This is a genomic window from Proteus sp. GOKU (assembly GCF_015475555.1).
GTDB lineage: Bacteria > Pseudomonadota > Gammaproteobacteria > Enterobacterales > Enterobacteriaceae > Proteus > Proteus mirabilis_B.
This window is the reverse complement of sequence record NZ_CP034105.1, coordinates 1,677,949-1,699,453: the sequence shown is the minus strand read 5'-3', so window position 1 is coordinate 1,699,453 and position 21,505 is coordinate 1,677,949. Positions and strand designations below refer to the sequence as shown.

At 36.1% G+C, this 21,505-nt stretch carries 22 protein-coding genes; 14 read left to right on the top strand and 8 right to left on the bottom strand.

Translation table 11 applies throughout. The features are described from left to right. Window positions 1–194 precede the first annotated feature (194 nt). Both EHE21_RS07895 and EHE21_RS07890 read right to left on the bottom strand, forming a co-directional pair. Entirely contained in the window at window positions 195–1,535 is a 1,341-nt protein-coding gene (locus EHE21_RS07895; RefSeq protein WP_194952351.1) for a hypothetical protein, read from the bottom strand. 237 nt (window positions 1,536–1,772) lie between these two features. Beyond that, window positions 1,773–3,107, bottom strand: a complete 1,335-nt coding sequence (locus EHE21_RS07890; RefSeq protein ID WP_194952350.1) for a hypothetical protein — start codon at window positions 3,105–3,107, stop codon at window positions 1,773–1,775. A gap of 254 nt (window positions 3,108–3,361) precedes the next feature. Here EHE21_RS07890 and EHE21_RS07885 point away from each other — a divergent pair, with 254 nt between their 5' ends. Both EHE21_RS07885 and EHE21_RS07880 read left to right on the top strand, forming a co-directional pair. Beyond that, window positions 3,362–3,775 carry a GNAT family N-acetyltransferase gene (locus EHE21_RS07885; RefSeq protein ID WP_194952349.1) on the top strand — a complete coding sequence of 138 codons (414 nt, stop codon included), beginning with the start codon at window positions 3,362–3,364 and terminating at the stop codon, window positions 3,773–3,775. Window positions 3,776–3,962: 187 nt separating this feature from the next. Continuing rightward, the gene (locus EHE21_RS07880; RefSeq protein ID WP_194952348.1) at window positions 3,963–4,403 is read left to right on the top strand and encodes a PACE efflux transporter; all 441 of its coding nucleotides are present in this window, start codon (window positions 3,963–3,965) and stop codon (window positions 4,401–4,403) included. Window positions 4,404–4,407: 4 nt separating this feature from the next. Here the strand turns inward: EHE21_RS07880 and EHE21_RS07875 are convergent, their stop codons facing one another. Together EHE21_RS07875 and EHE21_RS07870 are read right to left on the bottom strand one after the other, a co-directional pair. Further along, a complete protein-coding gene (locus EHE21_RS07875) occupies window positions 4,408–5,097 on the bottom strand; it encodes an AraC family transcriptional regulator (RefSeq protein WP_194952347.1) in 690 nt (229 codons plus the stop codon). A 96-nt stretch (window positions 5,098–5,193) separates the two neighbouring features. After that, complete coding sequence (locus tag EHE21_RS07870; protein ID WP_088495790.1) at window positions 5,194–5,532, bottom strand: tRNA-binding protein; 339 nt, start codon at window positions 5,530–5,532, stop codon at window positions 5,194–5,196. 264 nt (window positions 5,533–5,796) lie between these two features. Between EHE21_RS07870 and EHE21_RS07865 the strand changes: the two genes are divergently transcribed. Together EHE21_RS07865 and EHE21_RS07860 are read left to right on the top strand one after the other, a co-directional pair. After that, window positions 5,797–6,390, top strand: a complete 594-nt coding sequence (locus tag EHE21_RS07865; RefSeq protein WP_194952346.1) for a GNAT family N-acetyltransferase — start codon at window positions 5,797–5,799, stop codon at window positions 6,388–6,390. A 99-nt stretch (window positions 6,391–6,489) separates the two neighbouring features. Beyond that, on the top strand, window positions 6,490–7,203 hold the full coding sequence (locus EHE21_RS07860; protein ID WP_194952345.1) for a MarC family NAAT transporter: 714 nt from the start codon (window positions 6,490–6,492) through the stop codon (window positions 7,201–7,203). On the opposite strand, the gene EHE21_RS07855 is transcribed toward EHE21_RS07860, so the two are convergent. Next, window positions 7,200–7,871, bottom strand: coding sequence for a transglycosylase SLT domain-containing protein (locus tag EHE21_RS07855; RefSeq protein WP_088495793.1), 672 nt, complete (start codon window positions 7,869–7,871; stop codon window positions 7,200–7,202). The genes EHE21_RS07860 and EHE21_RS07855 overlap by 4 nt on opposite strands. 620 nt (window positions 7,872–8,491) lie before the next feature. On the opposite strand from EHE21_RS07855, the gene EHE21_RS07850 reads away from it, so the two are divergent. From EHE21_RS07850 to EHE21_RS07830, 5 genes are all read left to right on the top strand, one after another. Further along, window positions 8,492–9,349, top strand: coding sequence for a metal ABC transporter substrate-binding protein (locus EHE21_RS07850; protein WP_228766776.1), 858 nt, complete (start codon window positions 8,492–8,494; stop codon window positions 9,347–9,349). After that, on the top strand, window positions 9,346–10,233 hold the full coding sequence (locus EHE21_RS07845) for a manganese/iron ABC transporter ATP-binding protein (protein WP_194952343.1): 888 nt from the start codon (window positions 9,346–9,348) through the stop codon (window positions 10,231–10,233). Before EHE21_RS07850 ends, EHE21_RS07845 begins: the two co-directional genes overlap by 4 nt. Before the next feature lie 2 nt (window positions 10,234–10,235). Beyond that, window positions 10,236–11,147 carry a metal ABC transporter permease gene (locus tag EHE21_RS07840; protein WP_194952342.1) on the top strand — a complete coding sequence of 304 codons (912 nt, stop codon included), beginning with the start codon at window positions 10,236–10,238 and terminating at the stop codon, window positions 11,145–11,147. Then, window positions 11,144–12,001 carry a metal ABC transporter permease gene (locus EHE21_RS07835; protein ID WP_194952341.1) on the top strand — a complete coding sequence of 286 codons (858 nt, stop codon included), beginning with the start codon at window positions 11,144–11,146 and terminating at the stop codon, window positions 11,999–12,001. Before EHE21_RS07840 ends, EHE21_RS07835 begins: the two co-directional genes overlap by 4 nt. Before the next feature lie 154 nt (window positions 12,002–12,155). Continuing rightward, window positions 12,156–13,028, top strand: a complete 873-nt coding sequence (locus EHE21_RS07830; RefSeq protein WP_194952340.1) for a fructosamine kinase family protein — start codon at window positions 12,156–12,158, stop codon at window positions 13,026–13,028. 134 nt (window positions 13,029–13,162) lie between these two features. Here the strand turns inward: EHE21_RS07830 and EHE21_RS07825 are convergent, their stop codons facing one another. Further along, window positions 13,163–13,702, bottom strand: a complete 540-nt coding sequence (locus EHE21_RS07825; RefSeq protein WP_194952339.1) for a YniB family protein — start codon at window positions 13,700–13,702, stop codon at window positions 13,163–13,165. Window positions 13,703–13,901: 199 nt separating this feature from the next. Here EHE21_RS07825 and hxpB point away from each other — a divergent pair, with 199 nt between their 5' ends. The 5 genes from hxpB to EHE21_RS07800 all read left to right on the top strand — a co-directional run bounded on the left by hxpB (window position 13,902) and on the right by EHE21_RS07800 (window position 18,611). Next, window positions 13,902–14,570 carry a hexitol phosphatase HxpB gene (gene hxpB, locus EHE21_RS07820; RefSeq protein ID WP_194952338.1) on the top strand — a complete coding sequence of 223 codons (669 nt, stop codon included), beginning with the start codon at window positions 13,902–13,904 and terminating at the stop codon, window positions 14,568–14,570. A gap of 309 nt (window positions 14,571–14,879) precedes the next feature. Next, the gene (locus EHE21_RS07815) at window positions 14,880–15,446 is read left to right on the top strand and encodes a metal-dependent hydrolase (RefSeq protein WP_098943147.1); all 567 of its coding nucleotides are present in this window, start codon (window positions 14,880–14,882) and stop codon (window positions 15,444–15,446) included. A gap of 243 nt (window positions 15,447–15,689) precedes the next feature. After that, window positions 15,690–17,081: an L-cystine transporter gene (locus tag EHE21_RS07810; RefSeq protein ID WP_023582401.1), complete on the top strand. Its 1,392-nt coding sequence runs from the start codon at window positions 15,690–15,692 to the stop codon at window positions 17,079–17,081. 161 nt (window positions 17,082–17,242) lie between these two features. Continuing rightward, window positions 17,243–17,665 carry a GNAT family N-acetyltransferase gene (locus EHE21_RS07805; protein ID WP_194952337.1) on the top strand — a complete coding sequence of 141 codons (423 nt, stop codon included), beginning with the start codon at window positions 17,243–17,245 and terminating at the stop codon, window positions 17,663–17,665. An 82-nt stretch (window positions 17,666–17,747) separates the two neighbouring features. Continuing rightward, on the top strand, window positions 17,748–18,611 hold the full coding sequence (locus EHE21_RS07800; RefSeq protein ID WP_228766749.1) for a hypothetical protein: 864 nt from the start codon (window positions 17,748–17,750) through the stop codon (window positions 18,609–18,611). A gap of 85 nt (window positions 18,612–18,696) precedes the next feature. On the opposite strand, the gene htpX is transcribed toward EHE21_RS07800, so the two are convergent. Both htpX and EHE21_RS07790 read right to left on the bottom strand, forming a co-directional pair. Continuing rightward, window positions 18,697–19,575, bottom strand: coding sequence for a protease HtpX (htpX, locus tag EHE21_RS07795; protein WP_088495802.1), 879 nt, complete (start codon window positions 19,573–19,575; stop codon window positions 18,697–18,699). A 410-nt stretch (window positions 19,576–19,985) separates the two neighbouring features. Further along, entirely contained in the window at window positions 19,986–21,338 is a 1,353-nt protein-coding gene (locus tag EHE21_RS07790; RefSeq protein WP_194952336.1) for an OprD family outer membrane porin, read from the bottom strand. Window positions 21,339–21,505: the final 167 nt, after the last annotated feature.

The window sequence follows — 21,505 nt, the reverse complement described above, 5'->3', positions numbered from 1 at the left end:
CGTTACGACAAGTTCTCACTTTACCTCGCGAGGTTTGCACACAGTTATGTACGCATATTCATTTTATGAATAGCCATAGCATCACTGAGCCTTATCGCAACTCAGGGGGGATATTATCACAGACAGTAAAGATTTATACATTTATCTGCCTATATTTCCCCAAGAAAACACGAAATAGAAACGACAAAAAAATCTCACTCATCACATTGTATTAATTGACTCGATACTCGTTTCTCTATCTCTTTTTTATCATCTCTATTTTTGATGGCATGATTATATTCAAGATGTCGAAGTAAATAGCTAAAGCAGGTTTTTTCTTTGCCACGTTCATCAGCCAAATAATTATATCCTTTGCATTTATAATTACTTGTATTTACTAGATTATTATCCAGCAGCGCTAGAATTAAGTTCTTACTTCCATTACTAAAAATAAAGGTATTTATATCAAAAGGCATAACCCCTTTATCACAACCAGATGCAGATAATGTTGATGTATCCATAAGAATTTGAGTAAAGAGTTCAGGATTTTTTTTTCCTTCATCAACAACATATTTAATGTCATCTTCAATGATTGCAAAACCTAATTTAATAAAAGGATCATTCTTATCGAGATGTTTTTTAAGATATTGAGCATAATTTAATCGGTGATTTCTTAGTGCGTATATAAACTCTTTTCGATCAAAATTAATATAGTTTTTAAATTCAGGACGCTGTTGAAGAATATAGTCAATCTTTTTCGCATAATCATCAAAGGAGCCTGTATACATTAATCCTTCTTGAAAAGTTTGTATTATGGTATCGCCAAGTTCTTTTTTCTCTTCTTCTGGAAGAGTGCTATAAAATTCTTTATCGATAAATAAATCAACAACATTTTCATTCCATTCTGCTATTGAAAACTCTCTATCAAACAGCGGATAGTTAGTCGGTTTATAATATAGATAAAGAGATCCTTTCTTCTTATTTTGTTTTACACATTCAGTTAAAAACCAGAGTGATTTTTTATCAAATGTTTTTATCAAATCTGTGTTATAAAAAAATTCCACTTCAATGCTATAAGGATCAGGACAACGCCCTTTCCAAACTTTATCCAATGCTTCTAAATCACCTCTTTGTAACAGCTGAATAACTCTCTCTTTTTTATCTCCTATCATTTTTTGTGGAAAATAATATGAGTTATAAGCTAAGAATGACAATGTGAAGGCTATCCAATAGCCCACTATTTTAGGGTTTCTTTTTCTGACGATATGAAGATAAATAAATGGGAGACAGAAAAATAACAGACCTAGAAAAATAAATTGAGGATCATTGTTCTTAATAAGAGCAAGCTCTCCCTTTGAAACTAAAGTGGCATTAAAATAGAAAGCTATATTAATTAGTATTAAAATCAAAGAGAACAAGATGGATTTTTTTAGTGGAGGCTGGATATATTTTAATGCTGATATAACAACAAAAAAATAATAAACGGGGGCTAAATACAAAATGGCCATTGCAATAAAAAAGACAGCCATTATGAAAACAGCAATTTCACCACTCATAAGTATCCTTATTTTATATTAAGTAAATATACTTATTCTCACTCTAGTTTTAGTCCCATCCATCCTTGATGGATCAACGCCCTTCTCAAAAACTGGCTCTTCATGGCGTATTTAATATCTTTTTCATTCTTGAATACCTTACCGCAACTCAGGAGAACACTATCACAGACAGTAAGATCATATGCCTTTATCTGCTTGTGTTTCCTCAAAAAACGAAATAGAAACCATAATAAAATTTCACGCATCACATTGTGTTACTTGGCTTGATATCCTTTTTTCTAATTCTTTTTTATCTTCTTTATTTTTAATTATGTAATTGTAATCGAGGAATCTAAGCAGATAACTATAACATGTTTTTTCTCTGCCTAGATTACCTGCTAAATAGTTATAACCTATACATTGGTAATCCGTAATATTGACAAGGTTATTATCTAATAATGATGTAACTAGTTCTTTACTACCTGAACTAAATATAAAAATATTCATGTCAAAAGGTCTGTCACCATCTTCACATGACTTTAATGCTGTACTATCCGCGATAATTTGAGTAAATAATTTAGGTTCTTGCTTTGCAACACGAATGACATATTCAACATCATCATCAATAATTGCTAATCCTAATTTAACTGTGGGATCATTTACATCAAGGTGTTTTCTGAGGTAGTGAGCATATTTTAGATAGGAATTTCTCAGTGCGAGTTCAAATTCACTCTTATCAAAAACGATATAAGATTTGAATTCTGGCTGTTGTTGAAAAACATAATCTATTTTTTTAGTATAATTTTCAAAGTCACCTTCATAATTTAGATCACCTTGCAAGGTTCTTGAAATAGCCTTAGCAATCTCTTTCTTATCATTTTCTCGTAACGTATCATAAAACTCTTTACTGACAAATAATTCAATAATATTTTCATGCCATTCTGCCCATGAAAATTCATTATAGAATAACGGATAATTATCTGTCATAGACTCTCCGTTATAAGTAATACTCTGGTTACTTTTTTTAAAACACTCAGTTAAAAATAAAAGTGATTTTCTATCAAATGTTTTTATTAGTTCTTTGTTATTAAAAAATTCAAATTGAATACTATAACTATTAGGACATCGTCCTCCCCACACGGTCTCCAAAGCTTTTATGTTACCTTTTTGCAAATAAGAGATAATCTTGTTTTCTCTATCTCCCATCATTTTTTGTGGTAAATAATTTGCGTTATAAGCTAAAAATGACAATGTAAAAGCTATCCAATATCCTCTTATTTTAGGATTTCGTTTTCTAAAGATGTGAAGATAAAAAAAAGGAAGACAAAAATAGAACAGTCCTAGAAAGATAAACCTATGTTCGTTACTCTCTATAACATTGAGTTCACTAATTGGTATTAAATTTTTATTAGAGTAAAAAAGGATATTAAAAAAAATTATGGCCAACGATATCAAAACTGATTTTTTTAATGGTGGCTGAATAAATTTAAATGACGATTTAATGACAAAGAAATAATAAACAGGCATCAAATATAGAATAGCCATTCCGATAAAGATAATTCCAAGAATAATCAACGCGATTTCACCACTCATAAATATCCTTATTTTCATGTAAATATACTTAGCTGTATATCTAATTTTTAATTACTCTAATACTGGTAATAGTAATATTACATTTTTTCTCAGTTATCTGTGTTCTTCCTCGTATTTATTATCATTTAATGTATTTTTAGGTTTTTATTATTTTTTTCATAATAATTTTTTGTCTATCTCTATCGACCTTGAAAACTGTATTTTTATACAGTATCTTTAAGTCAACATATTCACTTGCAAAAAAGAGCCCTATTATGAAATTTGTTATCCACGAAAGTGTACCTACTGTTGAAGAATATTGTACTATGCGCCTAAAGGCTGGTTTATCTCCACGATCAGTAAAAACTGCCAGCATTGCGCTTCCAAACAGTTTATATGCTATTTCAATACGTTATAACAAAATATTAGTTGCTATGGGACGTGTGGTTGGTGATGGTGCTTGTAACTTTGAAGTCGTGGATATTGCCGTAGATCCTCATTATCAAGGACAAGGTCTTGGCCGACAGATAATGAAGTACATTGATGATTATCTGGCTTCCGCCACGTTTGAAGACTCTTATGTTTCGATGATTGCAGATAAACCTGAGTTTTATGAAAAATTAGGTTATCAACCCGTTGCTCCTAAAAGCCAAGGAATGACAAAGAAATTTCTAAAACAAAACGCTTAATCTTCTTATCTATAAAAATAGCCTCTGATATTAATCAAAGGCTATTTCCCTACCCTTTATAGACAAACTTTGCCTTTTTTATAGGATTTTATTACCATCAGTATCAATTAAGCGGAAACCGTGGCTTTAAAAATAACATTCTCTGGGGCGGGCCAGAACTTTCATTGTTAACATAAAGGTGTATAACGTGTTTTATCTAAAGCCCCGCCCTCGTAAGTTGGTTTATGCTATTACCTTCGAAACTCTTGCCATTTTATTAAGCACTGTTTTACTGGCAATATTAAGCCAAAGCCAATCACATAATTCACTTCCCGTTGCAATCGCTGTTTCTGTTATTGCTCTGATTTGGAATTATATTTTCAATTCTTTCTTTGAATTAATTGAGTCGAAATTAAAGATCAAAAAACGCACAGTCATGGTACGACTTACCCATGCAATAAGTTTTGAATTAGGTCTGTTCTTCTTTACCATTCCACTTTATATGTGGTGGTATAATGTAGGTTTTATCAAAGCGATAAGTATGGAAGTCACTATATTAGTGTTCTTCTTTATCTATACCTATTTATTTACGCTCGTTTTCGATAAATTATGTCCTCGTGTTTATTCGACAGAAAATAAAGTGGTGTAATGGCTTAATCCTGCCGATACTCAGTAGGACTTTTATTAAAGCATTGGCGAAATGCCTGACTAAATGCAGAGTGCGAGTCATACCCAACTGCTAGGGCAATATTTTCAATATTTACTGATGTGTATTTTAATAATTCAGCGGCTTTGCTAAGTCGCTGTTGAGTGACATATTGCATCACAGACACTCCCACTTCTGCTTTCATTTTTCGCTGTAATGTACTCGCTGATGTATTAAAAGCTAAAGCAATATCATGTGTTGTTAATGGTGTATGTAATTTATTCACTAGCCAAGTATCCAAACTATCGCGCCAACCTTTTTGTATTTCCATTTGAGCGAGTAATAAGCGCGTGATCGTGGAGTATTGATCTGGGGGTTGAGGGTATTGATGTAGCCATTCTAATAACCCAATCGCTGCCGGTGACAATGCAAATTGCCCACCTTTCTCACTTAATTGCCATTGCGAGGTTGCAGGAAGTTCTAGAATAAGATTTTTATTATCTATATTGCCTGAAAAGGCATGATGAATAGTTGGAGGGATAATCAAGCAGTTTTGATTAGAAATCAGAAAGTCTTCTCGATTGAAATTGACTTCCATCGAACCCGAAAGCCCAAAAATAATCTGCCATAAATTATCATGCTGATGAGATACCGTCTCTTGTGTATAACATCGCAAATGCAATTGAGGTAATAACAAAAGACACTCCTTTATATCTATCCTGCTATTGAATAATTACTATATCAAAACTCAGCAGAACATCACTATTTAAGAGTGTCTTATCAAGATACTTATTTAGGCCAGACGAGAACCATTTGGTAAAGGTAAGTTAAACTCAGCCAATACAATTGCTCCCGTTTCATCAGGTGCCCCTGTAATTAAAACTTCAGATTTTATACCTGCAATGCGTTTAACTGGGAAATTACATACACATAAAATACGACGGCCGACAAGTTCTTCGGGTGTATAATTTACCGTAATTTGAGCACTTGAACGCTTTATACCTAATTCGCCCAAATCGACTTCCATAACATAAGCAGGTTTATTAGCTTTCTTATTTATTTCTGCGCTAATAATCGTTCCTACTCTCATTTCTACACGTAGAAAATCGTCCCATTCAATTAAATCTGTCATCTTTTTACCAATCTATTGTGTTTTCTGTTATATCACTATTACTGGATTATAGATTAACACGCATTATGCTTGCTCACCTGTGGTAAGGCAGTCATTCTCTGTTGAGAAAGAATCACTCACATTCTTTTCTCTATTTTCATCATTCTGAATTTTGCCTACTTTTTAATAACCGTTTAAATAACCATATCAATTCATAAATTTGTTATGTATAAAAAGTATTCTTAAGAAACGCATTGTTATTAACAACCCCAGAGAATATTTATTATGAAAAAGATAACAGAGTGGACAACACTGGAAGGAAAACTTGTACGTTTAGTACCTCTTAGCATGGAACATTATTCCGAACTTTATGAGCTAATTGAAAAAGATAGACCCGATGAACTTTGGTATACCACCGTTCCTTCAGTAACAGAATTACAACGCGATATTGAGCATAAGCTTCAGTTACAACAAAAAGGGGTAATGTTGCCTTTTTCCATTATTTCTAAAGCTAATAACCGTGTGGTTGGCATAACAACCTTTATGAATATTGATAATCAAACACCAAGATTAGAAATTGGTTCAACATGGTATGCCAAAGAAGCACAAAGAACCGGAATAAACACAGAAGCTAAATATCTTTTACTTAAATATGCCTTAGAAGACTTGCAATGTATTGCTGTTGAATTTCGCACTCATATATTAAATCAGACTAGCCGTAGAGCGATTGAGCGACTTGGTGCAAAGCTGGATGGTATTTTGCGTAATCATAGATTAACAACAGATGGTCAAAAAAGAGATACTTGCGTTTATAGCATTACTGATTATGACTGGGGGGCAGTAAAAGTGCACTTAGAATGGCTTATGAAAAAATACTAATACACATTAAGAATATTATGAGGAAAATAACTTTTATCTCGTTTAATTTGTTATCATAATTACTCCTTAATTACCTGTTATTGGGAGCTTTTATATTCCATGCACTCTGTTTACCAGTTTTTTCAGGCTATCGGTCTTGGTCTTATTTTGCTTTTGCCTTTAACTAATCCATTAACGACTGTTGCTCTTTGGCTTGGCCTTTCAGGCAATATGACAAAGGAACAACGTAATCAGCAATCGTTAATGGCGTGTGTATATATTTTCGTCATTATGACCATCGCGTTCTATGCGGGGCGGATCATAATGACAACCTTTGGTATTTCTATCCCCGGCCTTCGTATTGCAGGCGGAATGATAGTTGCCTTTATTGGCTTTAGTATGTTGTTTCCAAATACACCTAATGTCGATGATCCTATTTCAGACGATAACAATCCACATCGTAATCCCAAAGAGCCTAATATTGCCTTTGTTCCTTTAGCAATGCCAAGTACAGCAGGTCCCGGAACGATTGCAATGATAATCAGTACAGCAGCGTCAATCCCATCACGTACTGATATTGCACAATGGGTATTATATATCGCCCCTGTGACAACCTTCTTTTTAATTAGCGTTATCGTTTGGGTATCACTTCGTGGCTCCACCAGCATTATGAAGTATTTAGGCCACAGTGGTATTGACGCTATTTCTCGCGTAATGGGATTTTTATTAATCTGTATGGGCGTTCAATTTATGATCAACGGTGTTCTTGAAATTATTGCTGATTTGCCTGCTTTATTAAAACAGGCTCAAGCAGCCGCTAATTTGCCAGATTAATTATCGCCCGCATGGTAAGCCGCTCTCACTTTTGCTAAATAGCGCGGCGCTTGAGAAGCCGGATGATTTTTTTCGACATAACGATAAAAATCATCCGCACTCATTGAATTAATTTTAGCGATAGCATTATTTCTATCTTTATCAAATGTTCTTAATAAAGCACCAGCGCCATTCACATAAGCAAGGATAGTGGCGTAATAAAGTGTTTCAGGATCGGCAATACCAACAAGGTGGCGTTCTCTTAATAATTGAATATAAGCTGTACCTAAATCGATATTAATAGCGGGATCTTTTAATTGAGCTGTTGTTGGTTGCCCTGCTTTACCCCTATTTTGGTAAACATCTCTTCCCGCAGTTGATGCTTTAATTTGCATTAATCCAACTGCATTTGATTTGCTAATAACTTCAGGTCTAAAGTTTGACTCAACTTGGATAATCGCCTTAATTAATGTTTCATCGACATCGTAACGGTTTGATGCTTGCTGTATATGGTTATCAAAAGGTGTTGATTTCCATTGTGCCGTTGAGATTGAAGCATTATTAACGCGGTTATTCACTGGTTTTTGGCTTAAAAAGCGTGATGTTTCTTTTTGAATAGGTTGACGAGCATGATCAGCACAACCAGCAAGAAGCAAAATTGCCAAAGAAAAGATGATTTTTACTTTCACGTTTTATCCTTTTGCATAAAGGGTTGTACAAGACATATTTATATATCAATGGGTTGTGGATATATTATTCTATTTTCACATAAAAATGCATGCTAAAATATGGCAAAGCGCGAGAAATAAATCAATCTATTACTACTTCTAGTGTGTGCGTTTTATCTCAAATCCATCCTATTTCCTGTTTTCCTCATAAAATCGCTCAATCAGAATATTTGTAATAAATTTAGAGAACTCCTTTCAAACGAATAATACGCATTAATACAATATAAGAGTGGCGTTTATAGATAACGATAAAAAGTATAGAAACATAATAATCATTAGCTTAATGGAGAAAAGTGAGCTTTTACTAATAATATAAATCACCTTTTACACAAATAGTTACGAACTATTGTTAATTTTTGTGACAAAAACCGACAATCTACTTAACATTTATTGGAATACATGTTGTTATCTTATTTCTAGTCGTTATCAAATGAAGCTTTTTACACAGAGATAACTTGACTTTTTTGAAATGATATTGATAATCATTATCAATTGAGAAAATAACTCTGCAACTATAAGGCAATAATAATATGGATATATTTCGCTCTGTACACAAACTTTCACTTACAGCTTTATGCCTTATGGCATCCGTATTTTTAACAGCACCTGCACAAGCAAAAGATAAACTAAAAGTTGTCACCACATTTACTATTATTCAAGATATCGCTCAAAATGTAGCTGGAGATGCTGCGATTGTTGAATCAATCACAAAACCCGGCGCTGAAATTCACGATTACCAACCCACTCCTAAAGATATTGTAAAAGCTCAAAAAGCAGATCTTATCTTATGGAATGGTTTAAACCTTGAACGTTGGTTTGAACGCTTTTTTAATGAATTACGTAACGTACCTGCTGTTGTTGTCACTGAAGGCATCACACCAATGGCAATCAGTGAAGGCGCTTACAAAAACAATCCTAATCCACACGCATGGATGTCACCGAATAATGCATTAATCTATATTGAAAATATTCGCAAAGCGCTTGTTGAACATGATCCCGACAATGCAGCTATTTATAATCAAAATGCGGCAAATTACGCAGAAAAAATTAAACAACTTGATGCACCATTAAGAGAAAGATTATCTCGTATCCCACAAGAAGAGCGTTGGTTAGTAACCAGTGAAGGTGCATTCAGCTATTTAACCAATGACTATGGCTTTAAAGAAGTTTATTTATGGCCAATTAATGCCGAAGAACAAGGCACACCACAACAGGTTAAATATGTGATTGATACAGTTAGAGAACACAAGATCCCTGTTGTCTTTAGCGAAAGTACAATTTCAGATAAACCCGCTAAACAAGTCAGCAAAGAGACTGGCGCAAAATACGGTGGTGTTCTTTATGTTGACTCACTTTCCGCTGAAGGTGGAGAGGTTCCTACTTATATTGATTTAATTACTATTACAGTAGATACAATTGCGAAAGGATTTGGGCAATGAGCAATGTAAAAGCTAATCCTACATTAACTGTTGATAATGCCACGGTTACTTACAATAACGGTCATACGGCTATTTTTGATGCAAGCTTCTCTATCACTGGTGGCACTATTTGTGCCCTAGTGGGCATCAATGGCAGTGGTAAATCCACACTATTTAAAACCATTATGGGGCTGGTAAAGCCCTCTAAAGGTAAAGTGACATTAAACGATAGCCCGATCCAACAGGCATTAAAACAAAATATGATCGCCTATGTTCCGCAAACAGAAGAAGTTGACTGGAATTTTCCCGTCCTCGTTTCTGATGTTGTGATGATGGGACGTTATGGAAAAATGGGCTTTTTTCGTATTCCTTCAAAACGCGATCATGAAGTTGTTGCAGCATCATTAGAACGCGTTGGCTTGTCAGGTTTAGGACATCGCCAAATTGGTGAGCTTTCAGGTGGTCAGAAAAAACGTGTTTTCTTAGCACGAGCAATGGCTCAAGAAGGTACTGTTTTATTACTTGATGAACCGTTTACTGGTGTCGATGTTAAAACAGAAAATGCCATCATCGAGCTTTTACGCAATTTACGCGAAGAAGGCCACTTAGTTTTAGTCTCAACGCATAATTTGGGTAGTGTTCCTGAGTTTTGTGACCACGTTATTTTGATCAATAGAACCGTGTTAGACAGTGGTCCAACTGAAACAACATTTACACAGAAAAACTTAGAACACGCATTCGGTGGTGTATTACGCCACATCAGCCTATCGGGTTCTGATCTTCATGATGATGACGATCCACGCTCACTCACTGTCATTACTGATGATGAACGTGCTGCCGTCTTCTATGGTCATCAAGAAGAACACACTCCAGCGCACCAAAGCCAGCGCAAACAGGGAGATTAGCCATGCTAGATTTACTCCTACAACCTTTTGAATATAACTATATGGTGAAAGCGATTTGGGTAAGTGCCTTAGTGGGTGCTGTCTGCGCTTTTCTTTCATCCTATCTAATTTTGAAAGGTTGGTCGTTAATGGGAGATGCCCTTTCCCACTCAGTTGTTCCCGGTGTTGCAGGGGCTTATATATTAGGTTTGCCTTATGCAGTCGGTGCCTTTTTTACGGGTTTGCTCGCTGCATTATCAATGACATTTATTCGTCATATCACACGCCTTCGTGAAGATGCCGTTATCGGCTTTATTTTCTCCACTTTTTTTGCCTTTGGTCTGTTGCTGGTTTCGCTTAAACCGACAGCCGTCAACGTTCAGACCATCATTCTCGGAAATATTTTAGGTATTGCTGATGAAGATGTATGGCAAGTTGTGATTATTACAGGTGTCTCTTTCTTAGTTTTATTTTGTATCTGGAAAGACTTGCTGGTGGTTTTCTTTGATGAAGTTCATGCAAAATCAATCGGCTTATCACCACTAAAATTAAAAATTATCTTTTTTACTCTTTTGAGCGCATGTACTGTTGCAGCTCTTCAAACTGTTGGTGCCATTCTTGTCATTGCTATGGTAGTAACCCCCGGAGCAACAGCTTATTTACTCACAGACCAATTTAAACGACTTGCAATTATTGCTATCTGTATTGGCACAATAACAAGTGCAGTAGGTGCTTATCTTAGCTATTTCTTTAATGGTGCAACAGGTGGCGTGATTGTCACAATGCAAACATCACTCTTTTTGTTGGCTTTCTTATTTGCACCTAAACACGGCATGTTAGCTGCTCGCCGTCGTGCTCGTCAGAGTTCACAACAGTTGATCACGCAATCTCATCAGCATAAAGGATCAACAAAACAAGAAGAGGTGAAACTATGAATGAGTTGATGGAATTTTTCATTGAGCCTTTTCAATATCCTTTTATGCAACGCGCTATTATTGCAGCCATTATTATAGGTATCGCCTGCGCTATTTTATCTTGTTATATGGTATTAAAAGGCTGGTCTTTAATGGGGGATGCTATCTCTCACGCCGTCTTACCTGGAGTCGTTCTTGCTTACGTCACCGCAATCCCATTAACCGTAGGTGCATTTCTTTCTGGACTATTTTGTTCTTTTGCCACGGGTTATTTAAAGGATCATAGTCGTATTAAAGAAGACACCGTGATGGGAATTGTATTCTCTGGCATGTTTGCAGTAGGTTTGGTCATTTTTGCCAGTGTCGATACCGACCAACATTTAATGCATATTTTATTTGGTAATATTTTAGGCATTACACCGGATGTATTAACTCAAATTAGTATTATCTGTGCAATCACCATCACTATTATGCTGGTTAAGCAAAAAGATTTTATGCTTTATTGCTTCGATCCTAACCAAGCAAGAATTGTCGGTTTACCTGTCACATTATTACACTATGGATTATTGTCTATTTTGGCATTAACCATCGTTGCCTCAATGCAGGCTGTTGGGATTATTTTAGTTGTCGCCATGCTTATTTCACCGGGGATCACCGCGTATTTATTAACACGCAGTTTTTCACGCATGATTATGTTAGCAATTGTATTTTCTGTTGCCTCTAGCGTTATAGGAACATTTATTAGTTTCCATATTGATGGAGCAACAGGCCCATGTATTGTGCTAACGCAAGCTGTGTTCTTTATTATTGCGCTACTCTGTAATCAGATTAAATTGGCAAAAATAAAGCGACAAACAAAACCCGCTAGCGCCTGATAATATTCTTTATCTTAGCAAAAACGGGATAATCATCCCGTTTTTTAGCTTTATACTTTATTGATTTAATTAAAGTGTTATTGTCATAGTATAAACATCGCTCGTTATTATTTTATTTGGGTCTACTAAGTAAACAACTTTGCGAGGTGTAAGTATGTGGCAGAATATAGGTCGTTTACTGGAATCAAACTTAGGATTTTCAGCAAAGATAAACGAAAAAATTCACCTTTCTAGTGGCGATATTCATCATACATGGAAAATTTATTATGGTGATACGCCTGTTTTTGTGAAATCCAACTTGCGTGAATTTCTGCCTAATTTTAAAAATGAAGCAGAACAACTCGAAATGTTGGCAAAAAGCCAAACAATTCGAACTCCTCGGGTTCTTGGTATTGGAAATAGTAAAGATGCCAGCTTCCTACTCCTTGAATTTTTGCCTGTTCAACCATTTACACCTCATAGCGCCTACTGTTTTGGGCAACAATTAGCAAGGCTACATCAGTGGGAAGATCAACCTAGCTATGGTTTTGATTTCGATACCCAAATCGATACCACTCCTCAACTCAATAGCTGGGAAAAACGCTGGAATCACTTTTATTCGGAAAAGCGTATTGGCTTTCAGCTACAACTGGCTTCTGAGAAAGGCATGATTTTTGGAGATATTGATGAGATCACTCAAATCATCAATCATCGCCTTGCTGATCATAATCCACAACCCTCCCTGCTTCACGGCAACTTATGGCCTAAAAACTGCGCTGCAATTGGTCAATCAGAAGGTACGGTGTTCGATCCTGCTTGTTATTGGGGAGATCGAGAGTGTGATATCGCGATGTTACCGCTTTGCACAGCAGTACCTGCAAATATTTTCGATGGCTATCAAAGTGTTTGGCCACTATCAGATAAGTTTTTATCACGTCAGCCTATTTACCAACTCTATTTCTTCCTTAACCGTTGCAATCTATTTGGAGGAGAAGAAAATTATTTAGAAGTCAGAAAAATAATTGATGACCTATTAGCAAAACCTTAATAGGAAACGAGTGAAGTCGTGCTGGGATAAAATACATAAACTAAAAATATAACCTCGCCAGATTCAGTTGTGCGAGGTTTATTTTTCCCTTTAGTTAATATAAATGAACCGTCCTCGTTCACTTTAAAGCAGTGTTACCATCCTAAGAATTTCATCAAGAAATAGCCTATTGCAATGACAATTAGAGGTGATAGATAAAGCACCATAATTTGCGTAAAGATAGTATGTCGAGGCAATTTGATATTTTGTTGCAATTCCTCAGCCGTCACACCACTTTTCATTGCGCGCTCGATAATCAGCTGATCTTGTATATTTTCTTTCAAGTATTTCACTTGGCGATAAATTCGTAATCCTGATGCACTAAATGCTAAGCCAACAAACATAAAAAGAAAGATAACAAAAAAAGTGATATTTTCTTGGCTAAATCCCATTTGTGTATTGGGGATAGGTGAATTTCGCCAGAAAAAATCTAAGAAAGGTGTATTAAATTGCACCATTTCCGCTAATACACGAAAAAAGTCATTAATTACGGCATTTACACCATCACCACTTGGGCGTTGTATTGCAGCCAATCCTGTCAATGATACGGCTGTCGAAATAAAGGCAGGAATAAAAATAAGCCAACCAAGTACACGCTTTAAAATGGCATACAATCCTGCATATTGATAACTCATCACATCCTCACTAGTAGAATTCGTCAATATTTATCTGTTTATCGTAGTCTAATTAACGGCTAATACGACAATAAATTAATAGTAGCTATTCTCTCTATTTATTTTACACAATAAATAAGAAACTGATTAAAAAGATTTTCTTTGTAACTCTTGCTACAATCGCCACTCGACAACATAGACCTTATTTATGGAGAGTAACATGTCTTTTAAATTCCCTATTGAAGCTGCAATATTTGATATGGATGGTTTATTAATCGACTCTGAACCATTTTGGCAGCAAGCAGAACATGAGGTCTTTGCTGAATTAGGCGTCGATTTATCCCTTGCATCGGCAATGCCCGATATGGTTGGGTTAAGAATAAACGAAGTCATTGATTTATGGTATAGAGCATCACCTTGGCAAGGCCTTTCAAAACAAGAAGCAAAACAAAAAATGGTTTCTCGTGTTGTCAAATTGGTCGAAGAAACAAAGCCACTATTACCGGGTGTCGAGCATGCTTTAGAGCTTTGCAAATCATCAGGGTTAAAAATTGCACTGGCATCCGCATCTCCTGACTTTATGCTTGAGCGTGTACTTGAGTTATTTAATATTCGTCATTACTTCTCTGCCGTCGTATCTGCTGATGAATTGCCACACAGCAAACCTCACCCAGAAGTTTATCTAAACGCAGCTAAAGCTCTTAATCTTGATCCTATCCACTGTGTTTCATTAGAAGATTCTCGTAATGGTATGATTGCTTGTAAAGGTGCAAGAATGCGCTCTATCGTTGTGCCAGCAACAGAACAATTTAATGATAAACAATGGGGCTTAGCTGATGTAAAAATTGCGTCACTCAACGAACTAACGCGACTGCATTTATTGGGCTAATTTCCATAAATGAAAAGGATATCCTGCTTTGTAAGATATCCTTTTTATTCTATTTTTAATGTTCACAGCTCTCCTCACTCTTTTTATCTTTAAGGCATCCACTTGTACATTTCGTTTAATGCCTACTTGCCTTTATCTGACTTTTCAGTTTTTTATCCTAAATTCGATCATTTTTAAATCAATCAAATAAAATATTCCTGTTATTCCTTAATATTTAAGGCAATTTTTATCTTTTTTGTCTGTTAGTTATCGTCAAAACCTTTTATACTTCATTACTGTATAAATGAACAGCAAACGAACAGACATGGAATGACAGCAGAAGGACATCTACTTTTTTCTGTAGCAACACTTGTGTTAGCGCAGAAGCTTGAAATAACGCCAGCTCTTGCTCATGGTGATTGGTTTCACATGATCCCTGCTGTCTTATTGGGCTCACTTCTACCTGACTTAGATCACCCAGGTTCTATTCTTGGGCGATTATTCCGTATTATCTCTCTACCTCTATCAAAACTCTGTGGTCATAGAGGCTTTACACATAGCTTGCTTGCATTTTGTGGTTTGGCTATTTTGTGGGAAACCCAAGTTTCACCACGTTGGGATATTTCTGCTGATATCTTCCATGCCCTTTTATTGGGCTATCTTAGCCATCTCATTGCCGATATGTTAACTCCCGCTGGCGTTCCTTTCTTATGGCCGTTAAAAATGCGCTTTGCATTACCTATTTTAGGCAAAAAGAATAATAAAAAAGGCGAGAGATTTATCTCTGTTTTGATCCTTGTTGGCGCACTTTTTTTACCTCCTCACCTTACTGTTACCCTGCCTTCGCAAGTCAACAACTGGTTACAGATGTACCACGATAAGCGCACTAATTTTTAACACCCCCTGACAAAACCCTACGTTTCTCTATCTATTTATAAATTCTTACATCTTTTTATGCCTACTTTCCTTGTCTTTATAACCAAACGATTATATAAAATAATAATTAATTATAAAAAGTTATTAACAATCCTGTTACCATATAACGAATTGGTGCTGTTATATCCTTTCTTATTACCTAAGAACTCATATCGCATACAATCGTCGAAATTATATAAATAAAGATCTCGTTGGAGAGTTAAGATGAATTTTCCGTTAATCATTAACGTACTCGTCTTTGTTGTGCTATTACTCATCTTGGCTAAATTAAGTCAACGTCAGTGGAGCCTTTCAAAGAAAGTTCTTGTTGGTTTAGTTTTTGGTGTTGCTTTTGGACTAGCACTACACGCATTCTATGACTCACACGATCCTATTATTAAAGAATCTATTCTTTGGTTTAATATCGTGGGTAATGGCTATGTACAGCTGTTACAAATGATCATTATGCCATTAGTCTTTGCCTCTATTCTTAGTGCCGTAGCTCGTTTACATCAAGCATCATCACTAGGAAAAATTAGTGGTCTCACTATTGGCACACTATTATTCACCACAGCTATTTCTGCCTTAATCGGTATTGTTATTGCTAATTTATTTGGCTTAACAGCAGAAGGCTTAGTGCAAGGTGAACAAGAAGCACAGCGCCTGATTGCGCTTGAACAAAATTATATGGGCAAAGTTTCTGACTTAACGATGCCACAGCTTATTTTGTCATTTATTCCTAAAAATCCATTTGCTGATTTAACAGGTGCAAGCTCAACATCGATTATTAGTGTTGTTATCTTTGCTACTTTCTTAGGTATGGCTGCACTGAAATTACTCAAAGAAGATCAGCCTCGTGGTGAGAAAGTTTTAGTCGCGATTGATTGCTTACAATCATGGATCATGAAGCTAGTTCGTATTGTTATGATGTTAACACCTTACGGTGTCATGGCTCTGATGACCAAAGTTGTTGCAAGCTCAAATATGCACGACATCATTCAATTAGGAAGCTTTGTTGTTGCCTCTTATGTTGCTATTGGCTTAATGTTTGTTGTTCATGGTTTACTGGTCAGCTTTACAGGTTTAAACCCGATTAAATTCTTCAAAAAAGCGGGACCTTTATTAGCATTTGCATTTACAAGCCGTTCAAGTGCTGCAAGTATTCCGTTAAATATTGAAACACAAATTAAGCGTGTGGGTGTACCAGAATCTATTGCAAGTTTCTCATCATCTTTTGGTACAACAATTGGTCAAAATGGTTGTGCGGGTATTTACCCTGCGATGTTAGCTGTGATGGTTGCACCTACTGTGGGCATTAACCCATTAGATCCAATGTGGATCGCAACTTTGGTTGCTATTGTGACTGTTAGCTCTGCGGGTGTTGCTGGTGTAGGTGGTGGTGCAACATTTGCAGCGCTTATCGTTTTACCTGCAATGGGCTTACCTGTGACATTAGTTGCTCTGTTAATCTCTGTAGAGCCGTTAATTGATATGGGACGTACAGCATTAAACGTTAGTGGTTCAATGACTGCGGGTACAATCACCAGTCAGATTATGGGACAAACCGATAAAGCCGTCTTCAACCAAGATGAAGAGACTGAACTTACAGTAAAATAAACTTTATCTACCTCTATTGATAAAGCCAGTTCATTTGATAAAGTGACCTCATAAAGTTGGACACTTTGGTTAAATAGCTTTCAAGGCCTGATTTCGATATTCAACCGAAATCAGGCCTTTTACTTTAGCTTTATACTGGCGAAAAAAAGACAGGAGATCTCATGCAAATAAGGCTTTATCAAGAAACCGACCGCTCTTCTCTTCGCTTGCTGTACCTAACTTCTCGACAATCCACATTCACTTGGTTAGATACATCCAACTACCAGTTGAATGATTTCGATAATTCAACACAAGATGAGGAAATTTGGGTAGCAGAAGAAGATGGTGTACTGATTGGATTTGTATCAATTTTTCGTGAAAATAATTTCATTCACAATTTATATGTCGACCCGAAACAACCACCACGCGGCATTGGTAGTGCGCTTTTAAAAGCCGCAGAAGCTACATTTACAGATATAGGTACGCTGAAATGTTTAGCGCGAAATGAAAAAGCACTGGCATTTTATCTCAAAAATGGTTGGCAGATCCTATCTACGGGGAAAGATGGAAAGGATGACTATTATCTAATGGGCTCACAAAAATAAAATTAACGAATACACTGAGTATTGCAATACCTAGTAAATTGAAGCCCAATAAAAGCCCTATAAATATAACAAGGTAAAGATCGTGCAAAAAATTATGCGCGTTTTGCGTAAACTCTATAAATATGAAAACAGTCAATATGATCCTGAACGCCAAGTCTCACTGTATCAGCTTGATATTCTTTCAGACAAAGAACGAAACTTGTTATCTGACGCCAATTGGCAACCTAATATTATAGAAAAATTTGCTGATCACGCTGATGTTATTACAAAACTAAATAGCTTAAAGGATAATCCATTCCTCACCCAAGAACGTTGCTTGAATGCTTTTATTGCGGGTGTCAGTGGCAGTTATCTTAGAGGTCGCTCTGTTTTAGGCGCTTTTCATAAACTACAAAATTTGCCATTACACGATTATGAAGAGAAACCTCAATATGCCTGCTGTTGGGTTTGTAGTGACAGCGATCAGCAAAAACATATTAATGACAGTTATTTTCAATATTGTCTCTATTACGGTAATTCTTATACAGGCAATCCCTCTTACGCTTACTTGAATTTAAAACATCTACTCACTGTCGCACCTGTTAGCCCAACACCAGCAGATAAAGAGATCTTCAAGCAATTACTCCAGTTATTACGTCATGCGCCTGAAGATGAGACACCGGGTAAATTTGAAAAGCGGTTAAATGAGGCTAAATTAATTTCTGGTGATAGATATACCAAACGAGGCGTTTTGCACTCACTTGCCTTAATTGGTGTTATTCCTAATGCCTATATTCCATTATCTTTGGATCATTGGGCTAATTTCGGCGATATTACTATTGCAGAAAATCAACTTAATAACACAAAAGGTCGCTCTGATATGGAAATGCCGTGGGCGGGCTGGAAAGGCAATCTGAAAATTGATGAAGAAAAAGTGGCGATATACTTTGGCGAATATTTAGATTAAACATCCTGTTCTTTATAAATAGAAAGCGCCCAATACTTTCATATCGAGCGCTTTCATTTGAGAGTTCGCGATTAAACTTTCAACCTTATTTCAGATACTCACCGTTACGTAGCGCTTCAATACGCTTATCTAATGGTGGGTGAGATAAAAATAGCTCGCTGAATGACTTATTACGGCCATTAATACAGAAAGCCATCATGCTACTTTCTTCTTGTGGCTCGTAACTTGTTTTCAAACGTTGCAATGCCGCTATCATTTTCTCACGACCGACAAGCTTTGCAGAGCCTGCATCTGCATGGAATTCACGATAACGTGAGAACCACATTGTAATAATGCTGGCAAGAATACCGAATACAATTTCCAGAACCATTGAAACACCCATATATACCCACGGGTTTCCATTGCTATTTTCGCTCTCTTCATCATTAGAGATAAAGTTGGCAACGAATTGGGCAATGATACGAGAAATAAAGATAACGAAGGTATTCACAACACCTTGCAGCAAGGTCATGGTTATCATATCACCATTAGCAACGTGGCTAATTTCGTGAGCAATAACCGCTTCTGCTTCATCACGGCTCATACTGGCTAACAAACCGGTACTCACAGCCACCAGCGATGCATCACGACGAGCACCTGTCGCAAACGCATTAATATCAGGCGCATCATAAATAGCCACTTGTGGCATTTTAATACCGACTTGTTCAGATTGGCGTCTTACTGTATCTAATAACCAGCGCTCTACTTCTGAAGTTGGGTTTTCAATAACTTGACCACCTACTGAACGTAATGCCATCCATTTTGACATTAATAGTGAAATAAATGCGCCACCAAAGCCAAATAAGCCCGCCATGATCATCAAGCCTTGAACACTACGACCTTGTATACCTGTTAAAGATAAGATGATCCCAAAAACAAACATAACGGCTAAGTTTGTTAACAGGAATAAAGCAATTCTCATCATATTGATACTGTTCCTATTTTATCTAATTATCACATTGCAAAAACTGTCTTATAAATAAGGCTTTTTTAGATTTTATCAAGCCTTTTAACTTATTTAATATTAAAAACGATATAACTTTACATTTTGATAAAAAAAATAGCCAGTGAACACCTAATATTAGGCATCATTTAAAACTTAAGTATAAAGTGGGATTGATAATAGATGATGTGATTTTTCTGTTTTGTAAAACTGAAGGGATTACTCAGGAATGGTTTGTATCGTTTAATATAGTGGCAATGGGCTTATCATAAAAAATCATAACTCACGCGACGCGAACACCGGTAGAGTAACTGTCTCTGTATTTTTATGCACGACTTACAACGTATGCAAGTCGTGCATCTGATATAAGCAATAACAGTTAACGCTATAAATTACATTTTGAAACGATATGTAGTTGTCATAGAGCCTGATAATGAGTGAGCTCGTTGTGAGTGACCATCATAAAGTTTTGGTGTGGTATAGTCGTTTTCTTGCTGGTGGTGCCAGCCAATACCACCGCTTAAGGAAACAGAAAGATTTTTGGTTGGCTTCCAATAACTAAATAAACCAAACTGTCCTTGTTTTAATCTTTCACCAGAATAGCTGAATTCACTATAGTTAGTACGCGCACCAACAGACAATTCCTCGTTAACTTTATATGCTGCTTCTAATGCACCCATAACCTCACCATCACGTACATAGTCAATATCTGCGTAAGCTGGTGAGTTAAAGCGTCCACGGGTATTACCAATTGGGTTACGAGCGAATTGACCAACACCATTAGCTTTTTCAGCATCGGTATAAGTCACACCAGTACGAATTGTCCATGGAGACTCTGGAATGCGCCATTCCATAGTACCTGCAAAGTGCCATGCATCATTATCAAAGTTACGTTTGCCTTTATTGGCATCACTTAATGTACGTTTACCATCACTACCGTAATCGTGATAATAAACAACACCACCAATAGTCACATCTGAGGTTAATTTATATTTTGCTTCTAAACCGTGTTGACGGAATACATCATCCGCTTGACCATAGAAATAAAATACTTTTAACGGTTTAGAGTTGTAGTTAATACCACCAGTAAGGACATGGTCGATATTATGTCTAACGCCATTACCATCACTGAAATACATTCTGTCGATATTTGGGCTATCACGACGCATTACTTTACCGTCAAGGAACAGTAAATCTAAGTTCCAATCGCCCAGTGCTGTATTGGTTGCATAACCATTGTAGCTGTTTAATGACAGACGCTGTGAGTTAGTAAAAATACCCGTATTTTTCAGAGTAAACCAACCTGCTTTACCATTAATCATTACAGGATCTAAATCGAATTTAACTTTTGCAAAACGCTGACCAATTTTGTTATAGCCTTTTGCTTCGCCATCATCATTAAATAAGATTGCACGAGAGGCGAAGTCTTTACTTGCGCCTAATTTGATACCACCATAATAAGAGACATCAAATCCTAGAATGCCACCTAAATAACCTGATTTGAAATCAGCTTGGAAGTTTTGACCCCAAGCATTAGCAACTTGTTTTCTGTAACGCTGCTCATTTTTATCAAAGCGGTTTTCAGTTTTTAAGTATTTCCACATATTAATTGTAGAGAGCTCAAGTTCTGAATCTGAAATAAATGCGCTTTCTTTAATTGAGTTTTCCCAATTCGCAGCATTAGCAGCGCCTACCGCTAAAAAACAAGGAGACAGCATAAACAATACTAATTTTTTTACTTTCATCTTAATGCAACCTGGTTAATAAATATTTGAATTAAGTTATGCTGATTTATACTCAGCAAGTTTAATAAAGCACCATTTCTTTATTTAGCTAAAAAATAACCTTTGATTAAATTTATAGTTGCACCAATTTCAAGCAATAGAGTCATTTTTTGGCATAAAAAATCCAA

Excerpts from the sequence above, each read along its gene's own strand:
- EHE21_RS07810 (WP_023582401.1), top strand. The coding sequence starts at position 15,690 with ATGAATTTTCCGTTAATCATTAACGTACTCGTCTTTGTTGTGCTATTA.
- EHE21_RS07870 (WP_088495790.1), bottom strand. The coding sequence starts at position 5,532 with ATGACAGATTTAATTGAATGGGACGATTTTCTACGTGTAGAAATGAGA.
- EHE21_RS07865 (WP_194952346.1), top strand. The coding sequence starts at position 5,797 with ATGAAAAAGATAACAGAGTGGACAACACTGGAAGGAAAACTTGTACGT.
- EHE21_RS07895 (WP_194952351.1), bottom strand. The coding sequence starts at position 1,535 with ATGAGTGGTGAAATTGCTGTTTTCATAATGGCTGTCTTTTTTATTGCA.
- EHE21_RS07790 (WP_194952336.1), bottom strand. The coding sequence starts at position 21,338 with ATGAAAGTAAAAAAATTAGTATTGTTTATGCTGTCTCCTTGTTTTTTA.
- EHE21_RS07890 (WP_194952350.1), bottom strand. The coding sequence starts at position 3,107 with ATGAGTGGTGAAATCGCGTTGATTATTCTTGGAATTATCTTTATCGGA.
- EHE21_RS07835 (WP_194952341.1), top strand. The coding sequence starts at position 11,144 with ATGAATGAGTTGATGGAATTTTTCATTGAGCCTTTTCAATATCCTTTT.
- EHE21_RS07860 (WP_194952345.1), top strand. The coding sequence starts at position 6,490 with ATGCACTCTGTTTACCAGTTTTTTCAGGCTATCGGTCTTGGTCTTATT.
- EHE21_RS07825 (WP_194952339.1), bottom strand. The coding sequence starts at position 13,702 with ATGAGTTATCAATATGCAGGATTGTATGCCATTTTAAAGCGTGTACTT.
- EHE21_RS07805 (WP_194952337.1), top strand. The coding sequence starts at position 17,243 with ATGCAAATAAGGCTTTATCAAGAAACCGACCGCTCTTCTCTTCGCTTG.
- EHE21_RS07840 (WP_194952342.1), top strand. The coding sequence starts at position 10,236 with ATGCTAGATTTACTCCTACAACCTTTTGAATATAACTATATGGTGAAA.
- htpX (WP_088495802.1), bottom strand. The coding sequence starts at position 19,575 with ATGATGAGAATTGCTTTATTCCTGTTAACAAACTTAGCCGTTATGTTT.
- EHE21_RS07885 (WP_194952349.1), top strand. The coding sequence starts at position 3,362 with ATGAAATTTGTTATCCACGAAAGTGTACCTACTGTTGAAGAATATTGT.
- EHE21_RS07815 (WP_098943147.1), top strand. The coding sequence starts at position 14,880 with ATGACAGCAGAAGGACATCTACTTTTTTCTGTAGCAACACTTGTGTTA.
- EHE21_RS07845 (WP_194952343.1), top strand. The coding sequence starts at position 9,346 with ATGAGCAATGTAAAAGCTAATCCTACATTAACTGTTGATAATGCCACG.
- EHE21_RS07830 (WP_194952340.1), top strand. The coding sequence starts at position 12,156 with ATGTGGCAGAATATAGGTCGTTTACTGGAATCAAACTTAGGATTTTCA.
- hxpB (WP_194952338.1), top strand. The coding sequence starts at position 13,902 with ATGTCTTTTAAATTCCCTATTGAAGCTGCAATATTTGATATGGATGGT.
- EHE21_RS07850 (WP_228766776.1), top strand. The coding sequence starts at position 8,492 with ATGGCATCCGTATTTTTAACAGCACCTGCACAAGCAAAAGATAAACTA.